12 protein-coding genes are annotated in these 21,804 nt (G+C 56.8%); 10 read left to right on the plus strand and 2 right to left on the minus strand.

Annotated elements, in window-relative coordinates; all coding sequences use genetic code 11:
- Positions 1-34 precede the first annotated feature (34 nt).
- A complete protein-coding gene (locus OHL23_RS11210) occupies positions 35-742 on the plus strand; it encodes a response regulator transcription factor (RefSeq protein ID WP_263351971.1) in 708 nt (235 codons plus the stop codon).
- A 384-nt stretch (positions 743-1,126) separates the two neighbouring features.
- Here OHL23_RS11210 and OHL23_RS11215 read toward each other — a convergent pair whose 3' ends face one another.
- A complete protein-coding gene (locus OHL23_RS11215) occupies positions 1,127-5,890 on the minus strand; it encodes an Ig-like domain repeat protein (RefSeq protein ID WP_263351972.1) in 4,764 nt (1,587 codons plus the stop codon).
- 753 nt (positions 5,891-6,643) lie between these two features.
- Between OHL23_RS11215 and OHL23_RS11220 the strand changes: the two genes are divergently transcribed.
- The 9 genes from OHL23_RS11220 (at position 6,644) to OHL23_RS11260 (ending at position 17,959) form a co-directional block, all read left to right on the plus strand.
- Positions 6,644-7,261, plus strand: a complete 618-nt coding sequence (locus OHL23_RS11220) for an RNA polymerase sigma factor (protein ID WP_263351973.1) — start codon at positions 6,644-6,646, stop codon at positions 7,259-7,261.
- Positions 7,258-8,190 carry a hypothetical protein gene (locus OHL23_RS11225; protein ID WP_263351974.1) on the plus strand — a complete coding sequence of 311 codons (933 nt, stop codon included), beginning with the start codon at positions 7,258-7,260 and terminating at the stop codon, positions 8,188-8,190. The genes OHL23_RS11220 and OHL23_RS11225 overlap by 4 nt, the downstream gene beginning before the upstream one ends.
- A gap of 50 nt (positions 8,191-8,240) precedes the next feature.
- Entirely contained in the window at positions 8,241-10,955 is a 2,715-nt protein-coding gene (locus OHL23_RS11230) for a CHAT domain-containing tetratricopeptide repeat protein (protein WP_263351975.1), read from the plus strand.
- Positions 10,956-11,132: 177 nt separating this feature from the next.
- Positions 11,133-11,705: an RNA polymerase sigma factor gene (locus OHL23_RS11235; RefSeq protein WP_263351976.1), complete on the plus strand. Its 573-nt coding sequence runs from the start codon at positions 11,133-11,135 to the stop codon at positions 11,703-11,705.
- Positions 11,702-14,335 (plus strand): FecR domain-containing protein, encoded by a 2,634-nt coding sequence (locus tag OHL23_RS11240; protein WP_263351977.1) that lies wholly within the window; start codon positions 11,702-11,704, stop codon positions 14,333-14,335. The genes OHL23_RS11235 and OHL23_RS11240 overlap by 4 nt, the downstream gene beginning before the upstream one ends.
- Position 14,336: 1 nt before the next feature.
- A complete protein-coding gene (locus tag OHL23_RS11245; RefSeq protein WP_263351978.1) occupies positions 14,337-15,278 on the plus strand; it encodes an ABC transporter ATP-binding protein in 942 nt (313 codons plus the stop codon).
- Positions 15,265-16,140: a hypothetical protein gene (locus tag OHL23_RS11250; protein ID WP_263351979.1), complete on the plus strand. Its 876-nt coding sequence runs from the start codon at positions 15,265-15,267 to the stop codon at positions 16,138-16,140. Before OHL23_RS11245 ends, OHL23_RS11250 begins: the two co-directional genes overlap by 14 nt.
- A complete protein-coding gene (locus tag OHL23_RS11255; RefSeq protein WP_263351980.1) occupies positions 16,137-17,096 on the plus strand; it encodes an ABC transporter ATP-binding protein in 960 nt (319 codons plus the stop codon). Before OHL23_RS11250 ends, OHL23_RS11255 begins: the two co-directional genes overlap by 4 nt.
- On the plus strand, positions 17,096-17,959 hold the full coding sequence (locus tag OHL23_RS11260) for an ABC transporter permease family protein (RefSeq protein ID WP_263351981.1): 864 nt from the start codon (positions 17,096-17,098) through the stop codon (positions 17,957-17,959). Before OHL23_RS11255 ends, OHL23_RS11260 begins: the two co-directional genes overlap by 1 nt.
- A gap of 193 nt (positions 17,960-18,152) precedes the next feature.
- Here OHL23_RS11260 and OHL23_RS11265 read toward each other — a convergent pair whose 3' ends face one another.
- Positions 18,153-21,698 (minus strand): TonB-dependent receptor, encoded by a 3,546-nt coding sequence (locus tag OHL23_RS11265; protein ID WP_263351982.1) that lies wholly within the window; start codon positions 21,696-21,698, stop codon positions 18,153-18,155.
- Positions 21,699-21,804 lie beyond the last annotated feature (106 nt).

Raw genomic sequence — 21,804 nt, forward strand, 5'->3', positions numbered from 1 at the left:
GGTCCGAAGAGTTCACACAGGAACAAAAAGCACCATGCAAGAACGGATTTTGGTAATTGACGATGAAGCGCAGATCACACGCGTGCTGAGAGCTGCGTTGACAGCGCAGGGGTATCAGGTACGCACGGCGAACGATCCCGAAGAGGGTCTGCAAGTCTACCGGGAGTGGGCTCCGGATCTGGTGATTACGGATCTGATGATGCCGACATTGACCGGGGTGGATGTCTGCCGGGCAATTCGGCTGATCGCCTCGACGCCCGTACTTGTCCTGTCGGTTCGCGATCATGAACGGTCCAAGGTGGAGGCGCTGGATGCCGGCGCCGACGACTACGTAACAAAGCCATTCAATATTCAGGAATTGCTGGCTCGCGTTCGAGCCCACCTTCGCCGCGCGCCAGAACGCGCGACGCACGCTATCGAAGCTGGAGATTTCGTGGTGGACGCTTCCGCGCACTCGGTTGCGGTGATGGGTAAGCTTATTCACTTGACACCGAAGGAATTCGACCTTTTGCTTTACCTGGCTCGCAACGCCGGTAAAGTCATGACCCATCGTGCTCTGTTGACGGCTGTTTGGGGCGCTCAATCCGCGCACCAGCCCGAGTATCTGCGCGTCTTTGTCGGGCAATTGCGCAAAAAGCTGGAAGCCGAAACAGGAAAGCAGTACATCCAGACCGAGCCGTGGATTGGCTACCGCTTCATGGCCGAGGGATGGAGTGAGACAGCGGGCGCCGAAGTGGAATAGCCGTGGTTTACGGCAAACTCCGTGTGCCTGGACCCTGATTGATCTGGTCTTTGATGGGGGAATGCCGTCCCAAATCAATTTGCATCCCTACCCCCGGGGGGTACCGCTTTTATACGTATATCTGTTTCATTATGAATCAGTTAAGGGAAAGTTTGGGTGCTCAAAAGTGCGCTTTTTGGGCGTTTTTGAGGCGTTTTTGTTCCGTTTCTTTCTCTCCCGGGAGCGGTGGAATCAACCTTCCATAGCCGCTCTCCTTTCATTGTGCGCTTGTCGAGGGTAATTCTGCGCAACTCCGACAGCGAGTGAGCACAAAACAATTTGACTCTCGGTATCAAACGAAAAAGCGGGCTCTCTCATGCAGAGAAAGCTCGCTTCTTTCTCTGGCTAATTCACAGTCAATGTGACCGATGTCATGGGCGCAACTGACCCTGCAGTTCCGGTCACGGTCACTGTGTACGTGCCAGGGGTGGTGCCGGAGTTTCCTCCGCCACCACCACCTCCTCCACTGCCGCCTCCGCCGCAGCCGATTGCGGCGATGGAAACAAAGAATGCGAGCAGACCGAGCATGGACAGCCAACTGCGCCGCCGCGCGGGGATGCCGAAGAAGAAGACCATAGCGAGAGCTGCACCGCCCACCGATGGCCAGAACAGTTTCATCGGTCTATTGAGGGCCGTGGTGGCTGCGGTTGTGGTTATCGTCAGCACATCGGTTTGCGCTGTTGTGCCGCTGATCGTAACCGACGGCGACGCGAAGCTACACGTTGCGGGATCGCTTGCCGCCACAGGAGTTACGGTGCAAGTCAATGTAACCGCGCCCGTAAACCCGCCTGCCGGCGTTACCGTAATTGTTGAGGTGTTGCCGGTAGTTGCACCGGGGCTCACGGTGATGTTGCCGCTATTCGTGAGCGCGTAGCTCGGCGGGATTGAAGAAACATTCGCGGTGACCGTTGTGGTCTGCGAGATTGCGCCTGCATTGCCAGTGCCGGTCACTGTGACCGTATAGGCTCCAGTAGTCGTGGTGGACGTAGTGGTCACCGTCAGCGTGGCGGTTTGCGCCGTAGTGCCGCTGATCGTAACCGAGGACGGAATGCTGCAGGTCGCGGGGCTCGTAGCACCTGACGGGCCGCTGACGGCGCAGGCCAGGCTAACGGCTCCGGTAAATCCACCAGAGGGCGTCACGGTGATCGTCGACGTATTGCCGGTCGTTGCGCCGGCCACAATCGGCAAACTGGTGGGGTTGGACGTGAGTGCGAAGCTCGGCGTGGGTGCTACCGAGCCGCCTACAACCAATTCAAGGCCCAGGGTATGCACATATTTCCCAGTGGAGTCGACCCCAGTGAGCAGCACGTTGAAGGTACCGCTGCCCAAGGCGGTTGCTGAGGTTAAACTGAGATTGACGGTCTGGCTACCGCCGGCCGTGAGGGTGACCGAAGCCGGAATATTGACTCCGATTGCGGAATTCGTAGTTGCGGTGATTGCAACCGGGCCGGTGAAGCCGTTCACCGAAGCAATATTAATTGGAACTGTCCCGCTATCGCCTGGTGCGGTAACGGCGATGATCGTGCTCTGCGGCACCAGTGAGAAGTCGGAGAGCGGATTCGAGATCGGGGCAGTCAGCACAAAGGCAGATGGGTTGTAGTTGGTGTCTCCAAAGTACTGGAGTGTAATCGAGTTGGTCCCCTGGAAGAGGGCTTTGCTGCTCAGATTGATCGTGAAGGTTGAGGTATCTCCGCTGCCTGGCACTATATTGACTCCGGTAGCATAATACCCGGACGAATAGACATAGACGCTTCCCGTCGGGGCCGCTTTGCCGCTTTGACCAGTCACAGAGCCGGTAATCGTCACAGTGGTGGTTGGAGAGATGCTTCCGGACAAAGTCGCGGTGATTGCGGAGGTGAGCCCGCCATCCCCTTTGGTAGTCTCGATCGCGATAGGAATGCTATTCGAAACTGATTTGTAGTTTCCGTCTCCGTTATAAGTCACGGAGATGTTGTAGTTTCCGGAGACAGAGCCTGCCGGAACGGTAAATGTGGCCACGCCCTCCGTCGCATTTGTGCTCGGGTCCACTGCGGAACTTAGCGTCGCGGTCCCTGAGAAGCCTGATAGCGAACTGCTCAACGTCACCGTACCGGTAGGCGGCGCCACCGCAGACGACCGGCCGGTATTGACCTGGGCAAGGTTTTCTACTTGCACAGTCAGCACTGTTGGCTGGCTCGGACCGTTCACCCAGGCACCGTTGGAGGAATCAACGATCGAAGCGTTTAGCTGAATCTGGGGACTATCCTTGACTACCGTAAAGGAGATTGCCGCTGCTGTCGATGCTTTGTAGCTTTGATCGCCGGCATAACTGGCCGTTACAGAATGTGAGCCGACGGAGAATGGCGCATTGTATTCCGCATCACCATCCGCATTGATCAGCGCTGTGTTCAGAGCCGTTCCATTGTCCTGAAAGGTAACCGTCCCAGTAGGCTCGCTAAAAACGGGGCAAGTGGTCGTACAGCTTTCGAATGCCGCGAGCTGTGAGTTCGGAGCCACCTGCGCGCTGAGATTCAGTTGCGTGCCGTAATCGACCGAGTTCCCCGGCGTTGAACTGGAAGTATATGTGCCCGATGGCGAGAAGATGTTGAAGTCAATTCCGCTGGCTTCCGGACTCACTGTAATTGAAACCGGCGTCGACGTGCTCATGCCGTTTGTGCCATCGCCGCTATACGAGCCCCAGATGGTGTAGGACCCGCCTGGCAGCGTGCTATTGGTGCCGCTGAAAGCTCCGCTGCCGTTCAGGGCGAAGACGCTCGCGCTGCCGTTCAAAAGCCCCGTCAGACCCTGCCCCTGTTGCGTCTCCTCCGTGCTGCTGGTTATCAGCGCCACGCTCCCGGTCGGTGTCCCACTGGCCAGCGTGACAGTACCGCTGATCGTGATTGGAGTCCCATGGGTGAAGCTTGTTTCGGAGGGCGTCAGTGTGGTCGTTGTGGAGGCAAAAGTAACCTTGTTCCAATCGTTGACCAGCGTGGCGGCATCGATCGTTCCCAGGCCGCTGGCCAGATCGTATCCCGCTGTGGCGTTGTACTCGGGAGTCGTGCCGGTGCCGATCTCGCCTTCCGTTGCCGGACCAAGATTGGGATCCGTCACGGTGATGGGATTTGTCACGGAAATGCAGTCTGTTGAACCCGTGGCACATGGCACGGAGTTGGTGCCGTTGGTCACGTCATGGAAGGCCGCCGGGAACTGCGCTGCCAGCGGATAGAGCACAAAGTTCGCCTGGCCCTGACGTCCATATTTCTGGTCGACCAGCGCCATCACACCGGCAAAGGCCGGTGTCGATGCGGAAGTGCCGCCAACTCCACTGATCTGCACTGCGCCGCCACTCGGAACTGGTTGGCAATCGCCGTCCGCGACGCAGATCGGATAGAAGCTGCCATTGTACCCGTTGGCAGCGAAGAGCGAAAGATCGGGTAGATCGCGCACCTTGTCATTGGGGACGCCAGTGCCGGCCTGCCATGAAGGTTTCGGATACCCGCCGGTGCATGTGCCCCAGCCGCCATTGACCCCAGAACCGCTACCCGAGGAGCAGCTACTGGCGCCACCGGAGCCACCCGCGATACTGGTCGCAGCGTTGCCACTGTCGGTGTAATAGCTAAAGAGGTCCAGGCCGTACTGGCTGTTGTTCCATGGCTGCTCGGGGATGACGCCCTTAATGGATACCGCAGGCGTGTTGTTTGGGGCCGTGTTCCAGTAGGTGGCAAGCTGGCTGTCGATAGCGGTTTGGCCCTGATTATAAGAGCTGTAATAGAAATCCGTTCCGCCTACGGCAACGTTGTATGGCGTGGATGCCCAACCGTTGACGGCCTGGCCATCAATCGCAAAGTACTGAGAATTGTCGTTGTCGCATCCTGCCGAGCCGGCATCCCCAGACGAAACCAATACGGTGATGCCCTGTGCTGCAGCCTGCTCCCACAGGTTGTTGATGAACTGGTTGAAACTGCCCTGAAACATCTCGCAGCCGCCGAAACTCAAGCTGATGATGGGCGCGATGTTGCTGTAAACGGCGTGCTCGGCGGCCAGGACGAGGCCGCTTTCAAGCGCCGTGTCGGCGGCGATGACCAGATCGATGGTGGCATCAGGCGCCACTGCTCCCGACCACTCGACATCGAGGTACGCTTCCACGGAGTTGCCGTTCGGACCGTCGGGGTTGTTAATTCCGTCTACGCCCGGATCATTGCCGTCGATGATCACCTGCGGCGGGTTGACCGGAAGGTTGAAAAGGTTGCGGAACTCATTCACCAGGTCGATGTTGACGTTGGAATCGTTGACGATGGCAATGCTCTGACCGGTACCGTTGGTCCCGGCGGCATAGAGGGGACTCAGATCATACTGAACGGCATAGTCCTGGGGAGCTAGTACATAGGCGTTATCGATTGCAGGACTGCCGGGGCCCCGGGTCCACTGGGGCTTGGCCTTGTCGGTCTTGGGATCATAGGAAGCCTTGCCGAGTAATTGGGCGTACGACTTGGTGCGAAAGTTATTTAACGCGACAAACCCACCGATCACGGGCGCAAGCGCATCCGGGATCTGTGGATCGCCGGCATTCGCATAATGTGTTTCACCATTTACCTCATACTTATGGATCTGGGTATGGAAAGCGCTGCCCATTTGGGCCACGTTACCGGAAAACTCGATGGTCTGTTTTCCAGGATTCACCTTGGTGACGTTGAAGCCATGCCCGGTCAGCCAGGTCTCAACTGTTGTTATGTCCTGATCGGAGGGGCCGAACTGCTTACCGAACTGATCTGGTGTCAGCCATTTGTGGTAACTTGCGCTACCAGGCGTATGCAGTTGACCAATGAACTGCCGCAGGGCCGTTTCCTGATTGGCGCTGCGAGAGAGGATCAGATGCATACGGTCAAGCTGCAGGCTCGCGGGAGCGGCTCCGCGGTCGTTCCTGGCATTGGCCAAGGGGTGCACGGTACCCTTGAGCTTGACGAGCCGGCTCTCGTCGATTCGCTCAACAATACGCGGTGTTGCGAGCGAGGCTGGTTGAGCGACATCCTGAGCGGCGAGTGCTTGACCGCTCGAAAACCCAAAGTAAATCGCGCAGGCTATGGCAACGAGTATCGAGAATTTGCAACTGGGGAGTTTGCAGAGGGGCATAAGCGGCACGTCACCTTTCAGCAGATTCGAACGAAGCGATTGATCCGGCGATGCCGGATGCCGGTTTTTGGTGTGTCCTTGGATTAACAGACCAGCGTTACATCCGGCAAGCATGATTTGTTTGAAAGAAACTCAACCGGCAGGCTTATGGCGTTGCTGACGTCGATTTTGCCTTCCAATTGTGGCTCCGCCGAGGACCGGCTGGGTGAAACTGGCGGTGGAAGCGGCAAGAAGCACAGAAAAAGCAAAGGTCATCCGTGGCACAAGACGAGTTCTGCGTGCGTGATTCAATCTGGGAACCATGGACAGCCGACAGCCTCCTGAAGTGAAACAAGAGTTCGGGCTTGCTCATTCGATTGACAGCAATACCCGGCTTGAAATGGAATAGCTGGATAATTACCACACGGCGGCGGCGATAGTTGAATCGTGCGAAGACTCGATTGTTAGCGGAAGCACCTTGAATTTTCCATGATCTGCGTCGACCGCTTTGGAATCATCCAATTTGGAGCTACAGCCTCTGGTCTGCAAAACCTGAGTTGCGTTGCTTCTCTATTGTTGGGACTTGGTCCCGTTCCCGAAGACCGGCCAGCATTTCCGCAGGAAGCAAACCGGGGGTATTCTGTCGCTGTATAGCGTCACAGCAGATCTTTAGATTTCATGACGTGAGCGAGAATACGCCGCGCAGGCGCTTTCTGGAAAGCACCCATCTACGACGCGACGTGACAAGGTCATTTACAGGATGGCGATAACACGATGAGCGGATATTCCGCGTCAGAAGCAACGGAATACCAGGACAGAGCGCTGGTCGCTGCGATTGCCGCCGGGCATATTGCGTCGGAAAGCGCATTTGTCTTGCGCTATATGCCTAAGGTGCGCACGCTGTTGATCGTCCGGTCACGTAACCCTGAGCTGGCGATGGATCTTCAGCAGGATGTGATGATCGAGGCGTTGTGCGCCCTGCGCAAGGGGCAGTTGCGGGACGCGGAGCGGCTGCCCGCCTTCGTGGCGGGAATCGCCCGCAATGTACTCAACAACCACTTTCGCAGCCAAAGCAGGAAGCCGATGCAGGAAGAGCTTCCGGAGGAAATTGCCGACACATCCAGAGGAAATCCTCTGGATTCGGAGACGTCCGAAGAGCGGCGGCAGGTGGCACATCAGGCGATTGCAACCTTGAATGATCTTGACCGCTCGATCCTGCAGATGACGCTGGTTGAGGATTTGAAGCCTGGAGTCATTGCCGAGAGACTGGGATTGAGTCCGGATGTCGTGCGCCAGCGGAAGTTGCGCGCTACCCGCCGGGTCATGGAATTTGTGCGCCGACAGTCACAAACTCCGCACGTCGACCACAGACAGACAGGAGAACGCAGATGACCCAATGCAGCGGTGGTCCGGCTGAGGAAATGGGGATGCTGTACCTCACCGGCGAACTTAGCGAATCGGACGCGGAGAGCTTTGAAAACCACTACTTTTCCTGCGACCTGTGCCATGGACAAGTGCTGGCCCTGCAGGCCATTCGAGAATCTCTGGCTCGAGAGCCGGTGCAGATTGCGACACCCGAGCAGGAATCCAGGCCGGTCGCGCCGGCTCGGACGCTGGGTGCGCGCCTCCTTGCGTTTCCGGTTCCTCTGGCGGTTTTGGGTTCGATAGCCGCTTCCCTGGTCGTTGTAGCTGCACTGATCGGCGTTCAGCGTGCTCAGCACGTAGTTCCCAAGGCAACCGTTGGAGCAGCTGCGATTGCACCGTCTCACGCTGCCCCCGCTTCTTCGAAAGACGAACAAACCAATCCGGTCGATGACGCAATCGCGGCCAACAAGAGCGGTAAGCTCGCGGCCCCGCCACAGAACTCCGAGATAGCGGCACTGGCGGACTTGCGTTTGCCGGAATACCAGCAGCCGCAGTTACGCGGTGAGGAACCGCCCATTGCGGATCACGAAGAGTTCTTGACCGGAATGCAGGCCTATTCGAAGGGAGATTGCGCAGACGCGCTCTCTAACCTCGCAAGAGTACCGGTCGGGGCAGCGGATGGAGTGGCGGCCAGACTCTATACCGGACTATGCCAATTCAAGGAGCGAACGCTGGGCGACGCACAAACGAGCTTCTCTGCCGTTATCGCCGCCGGCGACACGCCGCAACTGGAGACGGCTCAATATTTTCTCGCACAGACGCGGATGCTGGACGGAGATTCCGTTGGAGCCAGGAAATCGCTCAACCAGACCATCGCACTGCACGGTGACTACGAAGAAAGGGCGCAAAAACAGGAATTAGCGCTTGACCGCGACAGCACACAGCGCTCCCGATGAGGGACAAGAAACTCCTTGAAAATCCCGACGATAGCTGCTACGAACGACCTATGTTACAAGATACAGATCGAAATACGATTTCCGGATTCATCTTATTTCTCGCGATTCTTGTCTTGCTTCCCTGCTGCTGCGCCCAGACTGCGGCGCCCACATCCGGCGGAGCGGCAAAGCTGAGTTCTACGTCCGCCACTGACGTTGCGCCTGTCAAACCTGCGGGGATGGACGCAATCGAGAAGGCTCGGACTGATCTCAAAGCAGCGGAAGCTGCGCATCCAGGCAACACCGTGGAGATTTGCGACGCGCTGGAAAATCTGATCGGGCTTCAACTCGATGCGCGTCTGGTGACCGACGAAACCATGGCACTTGTTCAGCGCGAAGTCGCGATTTCCGAGGCCGGTCCTGGCACGCACAGCGCTCAATATGCTGCCGCTATCGGAGAACTGGCTGAGGTGCTGGTGGTTTTCGACCGGCCCGGCGAAGCCAGACCTTATGCGGAAAAATCTTTGGATCTGAGCGCGCAGATCTTTCCCGATACCTCGGACTACGCCGATGCAGCCGAGACTCTCGGAAGCGTATGCGACGCACTGGGAGACTTTGCGTGTTCCCTGCGTGCGTATCGGACAGCGGTGGCGACAAATCGCAAGGTCAAGAGCGAAGACCCATTTGAACTGGTCGGCTCGCTTTCCAATCTGGCAAGCGCATATGACAAGATTGGCGATCATCCGAGCGCAATTGCGGCGCTGGAGGAGGCTCTGGCGTACGCCTATCAAAAGGCTCCCAACGATCCGCACCTGAGCATCATTGAGAACAATCTCGGGTCATCGTATTCGCAAAACGGCCAATTTGAAAAAGCCATTCCGCATCTCTTCAAATCTATAGACCTATCGAGCAAGCTTTACGGTGACGATGCTCCTCTCGTGATTAATACAGAGAGCAATCTAGCTGCGCTGTACGGACGAAGCGGTAAGTTCGACCTTTCATGGAGTTACTACGACAAGGTTCTAACACACGCAAAGCCGTCCGGAATGGACGCTGCGCAAATCCATTCCACCTACGCACGCTCGCTTGCCTCGGGAGGCAGCCTGGTACTGGCAATGCAGCAGGGGCTGATCGCATCGAGGCTGAGCAGGGAGAGTTTTGTTCTGGTCGCGCGCACCCTTCCCGAGCGTCAGGCGCTGACCTTCGAGAAGCTGCGAGCCAAAGGCCTAGACTTGACGATATCGGTGACGGCGAAGCACCCGGCAATGTTTACCCCTGAGGTTTACCAGGAAATCATCCGCTCTCGCGCCTTGGTTGCCGATGAGATGGCCCGCCGTCAGAAGAACCTCAACCAGAGCTATGACCCGGAGTTGACGCGACTGTTGAAAGATCTCGATGAGGCGCGGGCGGCATTGCTGAAACTGGAACAAAGCACCAGGAGCAAGGAAGCCACACCGGAAACTATCGCTCAGGCCACCGACAAGATGGAGCGCGCTGAGGCAGCGATTGCGCAGAAAAGCGCAGCCTTTCGCAGCGAGGAACGGGTGGCGGCCGTCGATCTGGAGGATGTGCGGCGCAACACTCCAAAGGATTCGGTGCTGGTGTCGTACGTGCGCTTTGGGCGATCCAAAGTCGAGGCGGTGGATCCGTTGGGCGGCAAGACCACCGCCTACGCGGCTGTTATCTTTCATCCCGACTCCGGTAGATTGCGCATCTTTGACCTGGGAGATGCAAGCGAAATCGACCCCCTGATCGAAACGGCCCGTAAGACCGTGGATGCCGAAATTCAGTCCGGGAATCTCGGCGGAAAACGCAACGAACGGGCTTTTCGCGAGGCGGCAGAAGCATTGCGAGTCAAGGTGTGGGACCCGATTCGGCCGGAGTTTGGCAGCGCAAGGCTATTGCTTGTAGTTCCGGACGGCGAATTGAATCTGATTCCCTTCGCTGCATTTCCCGACGGAGACGGCTACTGGCTGGATCATGGCGCAGTGATTCACACGCTTTCAAGCGAACGCGATCTGATCCCGGAAGAGGTGCGTTCAACAAAGTCCGGACTCGTCGCGATCGGCGATCCGGCGTTCAATATGGCAGGTGATTCCGATGGACAGCAACTTGCTGCCGAGACGACCCGCAGCGCGGCGCTTTCCTGCGAACAGTTCAAGCAAGCGCAGTTTCATCCGTTGCCAGAGTCAGCGGCAGAAGTGCGAGATATCTCCGCACAATGGCAGGCAGCGAACCAAACCGGTGTTGCTGCCCAGTTGCTTGGAGTTGATGCTACCCGCGAAGGTTTTCTCCGCGAATCTGTGCGAGGAAAGGTGTTGCACGTGGCTACGCATGCCTTTCTTCTCTCGCAGTCCTGCGGAGACGGCAACCCGCTGTTGCACTCGGGGCTTGTCTTCGCCGGGGCAAACGCGAAGCGGGAGAGTTCCATTCTCACCGCGCAGGAGATCGCCTCAATGGACCTGAGCGGCGTGAGTTGGGCGGTGCTGTCGGCGTGCAACACAGGCGCTGGCGAGGTGCATGACGGGGAGGGTGTGCTCGGATTGCAACGCGCATTCCGCGTAGCTGGGGCCCGAAGCGTCATCATGACCTTGTGGCCAGTCGACGATGATATGAGCCGCCGCTTCATGCATGAGCTTTACGCGCAGCGTTTCGGCCGCGCCGCTACGACCGCCGACTCCATCTGGAACGCATCTCAAAAACTTCTGGCGGACCGGAGGGCGCAAGGCCTCAGTACACATCCATGGTACTGGGCTGGATTTGTCGGCTCGGGGTCCTGGCAGTGATTGAGAAATAGAAAGAGTGCCCGATTCCAATGCCAAGCACCGAAGTAGATCGGTTTTTTACTTCCGCAGTGCAGCACGTTCTCTTCCCTTTTTCCTGATTTGTTGAACATCGAACGCTCATCTTCCGTAACTAATTCGGAACTGGATTAATAATCGTCCAGTTGAAGCGTCATCTCTATGAACAGTGAAAAAGGTGAGCCAGTGGCCGTCGGCAGCGCAATCATGCCGTTCACAGAAAACCGGGAGCAGCTCTCGCACTTGTTTCGAGAGCACTATCGGCGCGTTCTCACTGCTGCCTATCGCATCACGGGCAGCATGGCCGATGCGGAGGATGTTGCACAGGCTGTCTTCCTGCGTATGGCGGACGTCAATGGTCCGCCGGTTGCGAACGCGCGCAGCTACCTGTACCGCGCCGCTATCAACGGAGCGCTCGACCTGCTGCGGCGGCGCAAGACTGCTCTTACAGAGCCGCTGGAGGGCGCAGCGGGAATAGCTTCCATTGGGAAGGGCAGCTCTCCGGAAGCCGAGGCCTCCGACAGGGAGTTGGGCGGCTGGCTAAGGGTCGCGATTGGCGAATTGGCTCCGCGAGCGGCCGAAATGTTCACTTTGCGGTACCTGGAAGAGTTGGGCAATCGCGAGATCGCGGTGTTGATGGGGACTTCGCAGGCGGTTGTCGCTGTAACGCTCCATCATGCGCGATCGAGATTGAAGAAACGGCTCCAGGAGTTGCATCAGGAGAGACGACGATGAAACGACACGATGAGACGCTGCTGAGAACTGCTGTACAGGCGCTTCAGGCCGATGAACCCGATGCTGCTCAAGTAGTGGCTTCCGCGAGGCGAGTGGCCAGCCGCATAGGTTTGAATGCGATGGTGGACTCCGTTGACGACTTAGGGGTCGCGGCCATTGGGAACTGCGAGGACGTGCGGCAGCTTCTTAAGTCCTACCGGGCCGGAACGCTCTCCAACACGCGCGCGCTCATGATTGAGGCTCACTTGCGTGACTGTGGTTCCTGCTTTCGACACGCTAAAAGCGAATCCGGAGCCGCGGCGGTTGACTGGTCTGCGCCTAAAGCAGCCCGCGCAATCGTCTGGCGTCCGCGGGTCTTTGGCTGGGCGCTGGCTCCCGTTTGTGCTGTCCTGGTTTGCTCGTTCTTCGTTTACAAGGCGTATTGGCAGGTTCCGCCTGGTGTTCGAGCGGAGGTGCTATCGATCGATGGCTCTGCCTATCGCATTTCCGATGCAGGTGATCGTCAACTCTCTCCCGGCGACAAGCTGACAGAAGGCGAGCATCTGCGTACCAGTGGCGGAGCTCACGCGGTTCTTCGGCTCTCGGATGGATCAACGGTCGAAGTCAACGAGCGCAGTGTTCTGAAAATGGGCGCGAGAGGGCATAATATGACCGTCTCGCTCGATAACGGAGCAGTCATCGTGCAGGCTGCCAAACGCGACTCTGGCCACTTATATGTGAAGACTCCCGATTGCCGCGTCGCGGTCACGGGCACAGTCTTCTCTGTCGACTCTGGAATCAAAGGCTCACGCGTAGCGGTGCTGCAGGGGTCTGTTCAGATGATGCATGCCGGCGTGGACACGCTCATGCATGCCGGCGATCAAAAGGCTACCTACGATACAGTGAGCCTCGCGCCAGGCACGGATCAGATTGCGCAGCAGATCGCATGGAGCCACGATCTCGATAAGTACCTCCCATTGTTGGCGCAGTTTTCTTCACTCCAGCGGCGGCTCGAAGCAATTCCCTATCCACAGCTTCGGTATACCAGCGATCTGCTGGAACGGGTTCCCGCCGACACCCTGTTGTATATCAGCATCCCAAACCTGGGCGACTACTTGAACGAGGCAAACAAGGTCTTCCAGGATCAATTGAAGCAGAGCCCAGCACTGCAGCAATGGTGGGATCGCGGACACGCCGCCAACGCTGCGGACCCAACTGCGGATTTGGACTCATTGGTCGACAAGCTTCATCAGATGAGTCAGTATCTGGGCGATGAAGTTGTCGTCGTCGGAGTCAAACAAACCGACAAACCTGGATTTGCCATCGTTGCCGATGTGCGAAAGAGCGGCCTTGATGATTTTCTGAGAACGCAGCCGCCGTTTTCAGGTTCGACTCGGGGGCTCGTTGTCTTCGACGAAAAGGCACTGGATGCGGCTCCCGTGGCATCGAAGGCACAGCCCGGTGGATTTGCCGTGATTCGACAGCATGAGGCAGTCTTCTCCAACAGCGTCGCGACGTTGAAGCAGATCAACGCGCAATTGAATGCAGGAGCCAGCGGCTTTGCGGCGGGGCAATTCGGGCAACAGATCGCGGCAGCTTATAGCCGCGGCGCCGGAGTGATTCTCGCAGCGGATCTTCATCAGATGATAGCCAACCGGCCCAATCTGATTCGCGCCCAACATACGAATCAGGTAGCAATCGAAAATAGCGGAATGGAGGACGTGCAGTATCTGATTGCCGAGCATCGCGAATCCAACGGTGTGCCTGAAAATCATCTGAATCTGCAATTCTCCGGAACACGGCAACGCGTCGCTTCATGGCTCGCAACACCCGCCCCAATGGGTTCTCTCAACTTTGTGACACCCAATGCAGCTATTGTTGCGGCACTGCTTTCGAAAGACCCCAAGACCGTCGCCGATGACATCCTCGCCATGGCCATGCCAGACGAGGCGCAGAAGGAGAAGCTGGAGGAAGCGGAGGCCAAGCTGCAGATCAATTTCCGCGATGACCTGGCGGCCAATCTCGGAGGTGAATTTCTAGTGTCGCTTGACGGCCCGGTACTGCCAACACCTTCATGGAAGGCAGTGATCGAAGTCCGCGACTCGGAACGGCTGGAGAGTACGCTAGAGCGACTGGCACAGTCGGTAAGCAATCTGAGCCATGACAAAGGAGCACACTCCATCGCTATCGAATCGAGCGAGGCCGGCGGTCAGCGCTTCTATGCCCTCCGCGATCTGACCCTGGGTCGTACTGTCGCACAATATACCTTTGCAGACGGCTATATGATCGTAGCGCCTAATCGCGCTCTATTGATCGAGGCGTTGCAAACACAGGCGAGCGGCCAAACCCTTGCTCACTCGGATGCATTCAAGGCCGTGCTTCCGAAGGACCAGAATGAGAACTATTCTGCAATTGTCTACCAGAATCTGGGGCCAGTGATGACACCGCTGCTCTCTCAAGTCAGTGGAGAAACAGCGGTTGCAGTCAGGCAACTGGCGGCTGATGCCAGACCTACCGCGATCTGCGCCTGGGGCAGAGACAGCCGGATCGAAGCAGCCAGCGATAGTCATCTTTTTGGCTTTGACTTTTTGACACTCGGAACTTTGATGCATTCCGGGAACAACCACACCGCAGTAAGCGTAAGAGAGTGACATGGGCATCATTGATCTCGATGGATTAGAGGTCCGATTGGGGACTCGCACCGTGCTGAATGGACTCACGGGAGAGTTGCAGGGGCATGCCATCGGACTGCTTGGCCCCAACGGCGCTGGCAAATCTACGCTGATCAACACGCTGTTGGGTTTTCATCGGCCCTCCAAGGGAACTGCCCGGGTCCTGGGGCTCGATGCGCATCGGGACCGGGCGCAGATCCGCGGCGCGATAGGGTACATGCCTGAGAACGATTCCTTCATCGGAAACATGACCGGCGTTCGATTTGTCCGCTACATGGCCGAGCTCGCGGGCCTGCCCTCAGGCGCGGCGCTCGAGCGCGCTCACGAGGCTCTCTTCTATGTGGGCCTTGGCGAGGTGCGGTACCGCAAGGTCAACTCCTACTCACTGGGAATGAAACAGCTCATCAAGCTGGCCCAGGCGTTGGCGCACGGTCCTAAGTTGCTCATCCTTGACGAACCCACGAACGGTCTCGATCCCATCGCCCGCCAGCGCATGATTCAACTGCTCAAGGATATCCGCAAAGAAGGAAGCGTTCGACTGCTCATCTCTTCGCATCTACTGAGGGATATTGATGAAACCTGCGACGAAGTACTCATTCTCAAGAACGGGCGCATCGCCGCCCTCTGTAATATCGAAGCCGAGCGTCGCTCCAATCGCAGCTTCATGGAACTCGAAACTGTGGGAGCGACCGAACAATTCTCGGTTAGCATTCGAGGGCTTGGCTGTGAATGCGCGTGCTTTCCGGGCGGCAGGATCAAGCTTGTGATCCCGGATGGAATCGAGGTGCGAGATCTCTACGTTATTGCATCCGAACAGGGAGTTCAGATCCGTCGCATGAACCAGCGGCGCGACTCCCTCGAGGACATTTTTCTAAGAGCGATGGACAACGAAGCGGGGCGGCCAACACATGTCAGTGTATAAAAACAACTATCGCGCCTATACCGGTCCAGTGACTCCATTGTGGATGCGAGTGTACGTGCTCGCGCGCTATGGCTTCGCGGAGGCGTGGTCCTCAAAGATCACGGTCGCGCTCTTCACACTCTCGCTCTTGCCCTTCATCGTATTTCTGGTAGGGATCTACCTTGCGAACAATCCAATCGCTCAACTTCTCATACTCAAGAACTCATCCCGCGTGCTGACGGTCGACGCCAGCTTCTTTCTCACCACACTCCAGATCCAATCATGGATCGCGTTGGTCTTGACTGCCTGGGTCGCGCCCCGGTTGATCTCCTTCGACCTTGCCGATAACGCGCTGCCCATTCTGCTGAGTCATCCCATCTCGCGCCCCGGCTATGTATTCGGTAAATTCATGGCGATGTTCACCTCTCTCTCTGCCGTGACCTGGGTTCCGTGTCTGATGCTCTTTGCGTACCAGTGTTACTCTTCGCCGCAACCGTGGACGGCAGCAAATCTTCACATTGCGGGCGGAGTTTTTGTCGGCGCGGTAATCTGGATTGCATTTCTTTCCATCCTCGGACTGGCTCTTTCGTCCTGGGTAAAGTGGCGGATTTTTGCTACGGGCATTATCTTCGCCGCAATCTTTGTGCCGGCTGGCGTGGGAGCCATCGTAAGCGCGGTATTGCGCACTCAGTGGGGTTTGCTGCTCAACGTCCCCGTTACGATGTCGGTCCTCTGGCAGCGGCTCCTCGGCGCGCCCGAGTCTATGCGAAGCGCCTCTTCGCTGCCGACGGCAGCTATCGTGACGGTGCTTGTCCTGGCTTGCCTGCTCTGCGTGGCCATGCTGAACGCACGGATCCGCGCTCGTGAGGTGGTCAGAGGATGAATGAGATGGCTGGCATCAACGATCGGATCATTTTCGAGGATGTATCCAAGTTCTACGGCGAAGTTCTCGGCGTAAACAGAATCACGCTGAGCATTCCTCCAGGGATCACGACTCTCGTCGGACCCAACGGATCGGGAAAGACAACGCTCATGAACCTCATGACAGGATTGGTTCAACCATCGAGCGGACACATATCGGTATTGGGACTTTCTCCGGGCAATGCGACGGAGTTCTTTCGCAACGTGGGCTATTGTACTCAGTTCGATACCTTCCCCCGCGGTCTTGCCGGATGGGAGTTTGTTAACGACAGCCTGCTGCTCCACGGTATGAGCGAGGCTGACGCCTTCCGCCTGACGATGGAGGCCCTCGAACGTGTTCACCTTGGCGATGCAGCGGGCCGGCAGATTGCGGGCTACAGCAAGGGCATGCGTCAGAAGATCCGGCTCGCCCAATCCATTGCGCACCATCCCAGAGTTCTCGTTCTCGACGAGCCTCTCAACGGATTGGACCCCATGGCCCGCGCCGAATCCATCGCGCTCTTCGAAGAACTTGGCCGGCAAGGGATGCATCTTTTGATCTCAAGCCATATTCTCGATGAGGTCGACCGCATCTCGGATCGAGTCGTTCTGATCACCGGCGGATACCTGATCGCGCAAGGCAACATTCATCAGGTCCGCAAGGAAGTACGCGACAAACCCATGCAGGTTCTTATCCGCTGCAACCAACCTGAACTGCTCGCATCGAGGATGTTTGCCGTCAATCATTGCGTTGAAGCCCGGGTGCATGCCGATGGTAAAGGCGTCTTTCTTCGCACCGGAGATATCGACCAGTTCTACTCCATGCTCAACGGCATCGCGGCAGAGGGACTGATCAAGATCGACGCCGTCGCGCCGGCCGACGACGACGCCAATGCCATCTATCAATACCTGATCGGCTCAGATGGGAGCGCCTCCTGATGCCAAAAACCATGGCCAATCTTCGCAAGGATTTCCTGCAACAACCCTGGGGCTTGTGGTGGATACAGGCGCAGCGCCTGACGAGCATTGAAGTGAGAAGAAATCTCTTCTCGTGGAGAGCAAGCTGGATTTACTTTCTCGCTTTTGTTCCGACGCTCATCATCCTGATCCACGTACTGATCGACCGGCATTCTCAATTCTCAATGAGCGAAGACACCGTAATACTGGCAGGCATCGTTCAGTTCTATTACATCCGACTGGGAGTCTTCTTCGGCTGCCTCGGCATCTTTTCGCGATTGATTCGCGGGGAGATGATCGAGCGCAGCCTGCACTTCTACCTTCTGTCTCCAGTGCGGCGTGAGGTCTTACTTTTAGCTAAATTCGCAGCCGGATCGATCAGCGCATTGCTCCTATTTGGCTCTGCCATCCTTGCCGATTTCGTTCTGACGTACACCGCCTTTGGAACAGCCGGACATGATTACATCTTCAATGGCCCGGGCCTTGGCCAGTTACAGGCCTATCTCGCTATCATCGCCCTCGCCTGCCTTGGATACGGCGCAGTCTTCCTTCTCCTGAGCATGATGTTTAGAAACCCAACTCCGGCTGCGATGCTTGTGCTGGGTTGGGAAGCGATTAACCCCGTTCTGCCTTCTCTGCTGCAGAAGCTCAGTGTCGCTTCCTACCTTCGCCACTTAATGCCGGTCAACGTCGCCGCGGAAGGTATCTTCGCACTCCTGACGGTTGAGACCGAACCCGTATCCGCCTGGGCTGCGGCGATGGGGTTGCTCATGTTGATCGCGGTTGTGCTGATCTACTCCTGCTATCGCATCCGCACACTCGAGATTCGATACACGACCGAATAATCGTCGTCCTTGTTGGGCGAGGCGAGAACTACCGCCATGCTGAATCTGACTTCCCCTATTCGAGAAGGTCGGCAACAAGCAGCGCATCATCGTCCGGCAGCGGTAAGTTTCTGCGTAAGAGCGTTGTCACTCAAGTGAGCGGGGAGCCCGAAAGCTCCCCGCCTTTGCCGCTTGCTTGGATTCTTATCTCAGCTCAGAAATCAAGCCGCAATGAAAACTGCCCAAAGCGACGCTCGTCATGGTTCCCGCCCAGCGCGATGCTGTTGAGGCCGCCTTTCTCCGCGATCACCGGGAGTGGTGGCCCGATCGTGCCCGGCGTGTTCTGTACGCTCAAAGCCGATTCGTTTACATAGAGATTGTGATGGTTGAAGACATCGAAGGCTTCAGCACGAAACTCGAGATCCATTCTTTCGGTAAATTTGAATTTCTTCGCGACCGACACATCTGAGTTCCACGCACCCGGGCCGCGGAAGATATTCCGGCCTGACATGGTGGTCGGGAAGGGGCCAAAGTCTGAAATGCCGAGTGCAGGGTTAAAGGGCGCCAGGTCATTCGCACCGGGGATGGTCATGATCTGAAATTGATTCACTCCGACATTCATTGCTGTGCCCGGCTTATGCTGGGTGATCGGAGTGACCGGCACCACTCTAGGCACGCCTGAATATGCATTTTCGTTATATGTGAAGTCATAGGCTGAAAACGGTGTTCCACTGCGTGCGGTAAAGATTCCAGAAATGGTCCAGCCGCCAGCCGTTTCGGTCAAGATACCAGGGCCCTGCTTGAACCAGGGCGTTTGCCAGATGGGTGACAGAACGATCCGATTGGTGACGTCATAATCGGAACTCGCCCAGTCGAGCATGGGGTTGTTCGGGTCCAGGTAGCCGAGGTTGCCGATATAGCCGGAACCTCCCTGTGAGCTATCGGAAAAAGTCGAGCTTAGGTCGTCAAGTGAGTGCGACCAAGTGTAGTTCCCAATGATGCTTAGGCCGCTCTGGTGCAGGTTTTGCGCCTGATATTTGACGTTCAGCGAGTCATATGTGCTTTGCCCTCCACTACCGCGAACATTGATGGCAGCATATTGATCGTTGGGCCGCGTGAGACACACGGTCCCGGTGCCTGGGCAGTCGATCTGGGCACCGAGATACGCCTGGGCGCCCCCAATGGAATTACCTGCTGTGATGTCGTAAAGATGAACGCCGTGCGCTCCGCTGTAGGACAACTCGACGAGGGAATTCCGAGCTAACTGACGCTGCACAGCGAGACTCCAAAACTGCGTCTGCGCGACATTGATGTTCTGGTTCACATTTCTCAGTTCTGTGGGCGGTAGAGGTACCGTCAACCCTGTCGATCCAAGCGGACCGAGATTGCTGTTGGTCACCGCAACGGGGTTGCTGGCGGTCGAAAAGATCTGCAGCACGCCGTAGTTCGGCACATTTTGAATCGTATTGAATGTGATGTTTCCGAAGTTTCGCTCGTAACTGATGCCAAATCCGCCACGAATGCTTGTTTCGCCGTTTCCGAAGACGTCATAGGCAAAGCCCACGCGTGGCGACACCGTTCCCCATCGGGGAGCCCATAGCTGCCCTATGCTACTTTGCGGAGCGATCTGAACCTGGCCCGATGCGATCTGTTGAAACAGATTCGAACCTGGGCCATAGTAAAAGTTCGAGTCGAGGCTCTGGTTGTTATTGTGCTGCACGCCGTAGTGTTCGTAGCGCACGCCATAGTTCAGGGTGAGCCGCGGCGTGACCCTGAAGCTGTCCTGCGCATATGTGGCCCAGTCCTTATAGCGGTCGCTGCGGGCGAAGCTTGGCGAACCTACCGGCGTGGTCACATCACACGACGGTGTTGAGTTCAGGCTTCCGTCAGGATTCTGCGTGCACGGAAGTTTACCCTGCGGATTGACTGCGGCCTGGTAGAACTGCAAACTCCCAGTCAACATGGCCTGAAATCCTGGTTGCAATCCGGTCTGAAGAAACTCGATCGCTTGTGCATAAGCGCCGTAGCCAATGTTCATCTGAATGTACGTCGACTGCCCGCCGAAACGCATGGAGTGTCTGCCCTTGGTCCAGGACAAGTCTTCTTCCAATTGGATTGTGTTTTGCGGTCCGCCGTAAGGCAGACCTCCAGCCGATCCGGACGACATCGTGTTTGCCAATCCTGGAAAAACAATCTGGAGGCCACCAGCGGTCGCGCCACCCACAATCAACTCCGGCACATTCTGCTGCGCCGGGTCGTAAGTATAGGGGTTCTCCAGCCGATTGAAACTGATTTTGCTGCTGCTGAAGATTGCCGGAGTGAAGCTGTGGCTGATGGAGTACAAGGCGCTGTCGTTGGAAACAGCACCACCGAGATTGTATTGGGGATAGGGACCATAAAAGACCGTGCCCGGAAACTGATTCGTGCTCTCCTGGCCAAAGCGGAAAAACATTTGCGTGTTGGAGCCTCGCGTGTAATCGATACGCCCAAGCAGCCGATAAGTGTTCTGTGGAAGATCGCCACCCGCGTCTGCACTGGTAAGAAAGTTGACTTGCCCAAGAATTGGCGTGGAGGCGGGTACACCCGGAAGGGTCACTCCGAGATCCGCTTGATCCAGAGTGCTGCTAATGGCATAGGGAGTGCTGCCGAAGGCGCTGAAGTAGGACTGAACATTCGGCGCTGTATACGCTAGAAACTGCGGTGTAGGAATCAATTCAGACTCCGCTGCCGCGCTACGAACATGCGTCCATTCGGTGCTCTCAAACAGGAAGAGCTTGTTTTTGAAGATAGGCCCACCAGCCTGAAATCCAAACTGGTTCCGCGTGTATATGCCCTTCGGAATTCCCGAGGCGTCGTTCTGGTAGGTGTTTGCCGTATAAGCTGACAAACGATTGTACTCCCAGGCCGAACCATGTAACTGATTGGTACCTGACTTAGTGCTAAGATTTACGATTCCACCAGATGCGCGACCGTATTCTGCGGCAAAATTGTTTGTAACCACGTTGTATTCCTGCACGGAATCGATAGGGATCTGCTCTCCTACGGTTTCCGAAAATACACTGATATTTTCGACTCCATCGAGCAGAATCTCGGTGCCTGTCTCACGCTGTCCATTCACCGTATAGCCAACGCCGCGGCTAAACACATTTTGACTACTGTCGAAGCTATTCGTAGTGTTGTCTCCGTTGCTTACGTTGCCTGAAAGCACCACAAAGTCATATGGATTGCGCGTCAGGCTTGGCAGTTGCTCCAGTTGTTGAGTGTCGACCACCTGTGACAGCTCCTGGGTCTGGGTATTCACTGTTGCGCCACCCTCAGCCAGCACTTGCACCTCTTCCGTATTTCCGTTGATTGAGAGTTTGGCGTCGAGCGTGACATGGCTGCCTACGGTAACTTCCACTTTGGCGTTGTATGGCTTGAATTGACCGGCAGTCACGGACACATCATAAGTGCCTGGCTCCAGGCCTATCAGCGAATAGGCCCCGGCTTCCGTTGCTTGGGCAGTGCGCTGGGAGTTGCTCGCAAGGTTCTTTGCCGTAACGATTGCCCCGGCGACCACAGCTCCAGACTGATCGGTGACAGTACCCGCAATTTCTCCGCTGTCCACTTGTGCCCACGCGGTCGCACTGACGAGGAAAATCAGCACCAACGTTAGAACCCAGCCACGACTGTGCCTGACTTTCTCTAGACGCTGGTTCCACCGAGGAGACGATGGGGCTGCTGCAACAAAGGCCGGGAAGTGATCATCAACCGATCGCATTGAACTCCTCCAGATTTAGTCTCGGAGCGAGTTGATGCAAACATCTAGCCAACCACACGCAGGAGAAATCAGAAGTGACCGATGGCGTTTCGCAGGGACGAACAGG

It is taken from the genome of Acidicapsa acidisoli, assembly GCF_025685625.1.
In the GTDB taxonomy this organism is placed as follows: domain Bacteria; phylum Acidobacteriota; class Terriglobia; order Terriglobales; family Acidobacteriaceae; genus Acidicapsa; species Acidicapsa acidisoli.

What these genes read in the sequence shown, in the direction of transcription:
- OHL23_RS11235 (WP_263351976.1), top strand. Translation starts at nt 11,133, where the DNA reads ATGAACAGTGAAAAAGGTGAGCCAGTGGCCGTCGGCAGCGCAATCATG.
- OHL23_RS11220 (WP_263351973.1), top strand. Translation starts at nt 6,644, where the DNA reads ATGAGCGGATATTCCGCGTCAGAAGCAACGGAATACCAGGACAGAGCG.
- OHL23_RS11265 (WP_263351982.1), bottom strand. Translation starts at nt 21,698, where the DNA reads ATGCGATCGGTTGATGATCACTTCCCGGCCTTTGTTGCAGCAGCCCCA.
- OHL23_RS11255 (WP_263351980.1), top strand. Translation starts at nt 16,137, where the DNA reads ATGAATGAGATGGCTGGCATCAACGATCGGATCATTTTCGAGGATGTA.
- OHL23_RS11210 (WP_263351971.1), top strand. Translation starts at nt 35, where the DNA reads ATGCAAGAACGGATTTTGGTAATTGACGATGAAGCGCAGATCACACGC.
- OHL23_RS11225 (WP_263351974.1), top strand. Translation starts at nt 7,258, where the DNA reads ATGACCCAATGCAGCGGTGGTCCGGCTGAGGAAATGGGGATGCTGTAC.
- OHL23_RS11230 (WP_263351975.1), top strand. Translation starts at nt 8,241, where the DNA reads ATGTTACAAGATACAGATCGAAATACGATTTCCGGATTCATCTTATTT.
- OHL23_RS11250 (WP_263351979.1), top strand. Translation starts at nt 15,265, where the DNA reads ATGTCAGTGTATAAAAACAACTATCGCGCCTATACCGGTCCAGTGACT.
- OHL23_RS11240 (WP_263351977.1), top strand. Translation starts at nt 11,702, where the DNA reads ATGAAACGACACGATGAGACGCTGCTGAGAACTGCTGTACAGGCGCTT.
- OHL23_RS11245 (WP_263351978.1), top strand. Translation starts at nt 14,337, where the DNA reads ATGGGCATCATTGATCTCGATGGATTAGAGGTCCGATTGGGGACTCGC.
- OHL23_RS11215 (WP_263351972.1), bottom strand. Translation starts at nt 5,890, where the DNA reads ATGCCCCTCTGCAAACTCCCCAGTTGCAAATTCTCGATACTCGTTGCC.
- OHL23_RS11260 (WP_263351981.1), top strand. Translation starts at nt 17,096, where the DNA reads ATGCCAAAAACCATGGCCAATCTTCGCAAGGATTTCCTGCAACAACCC.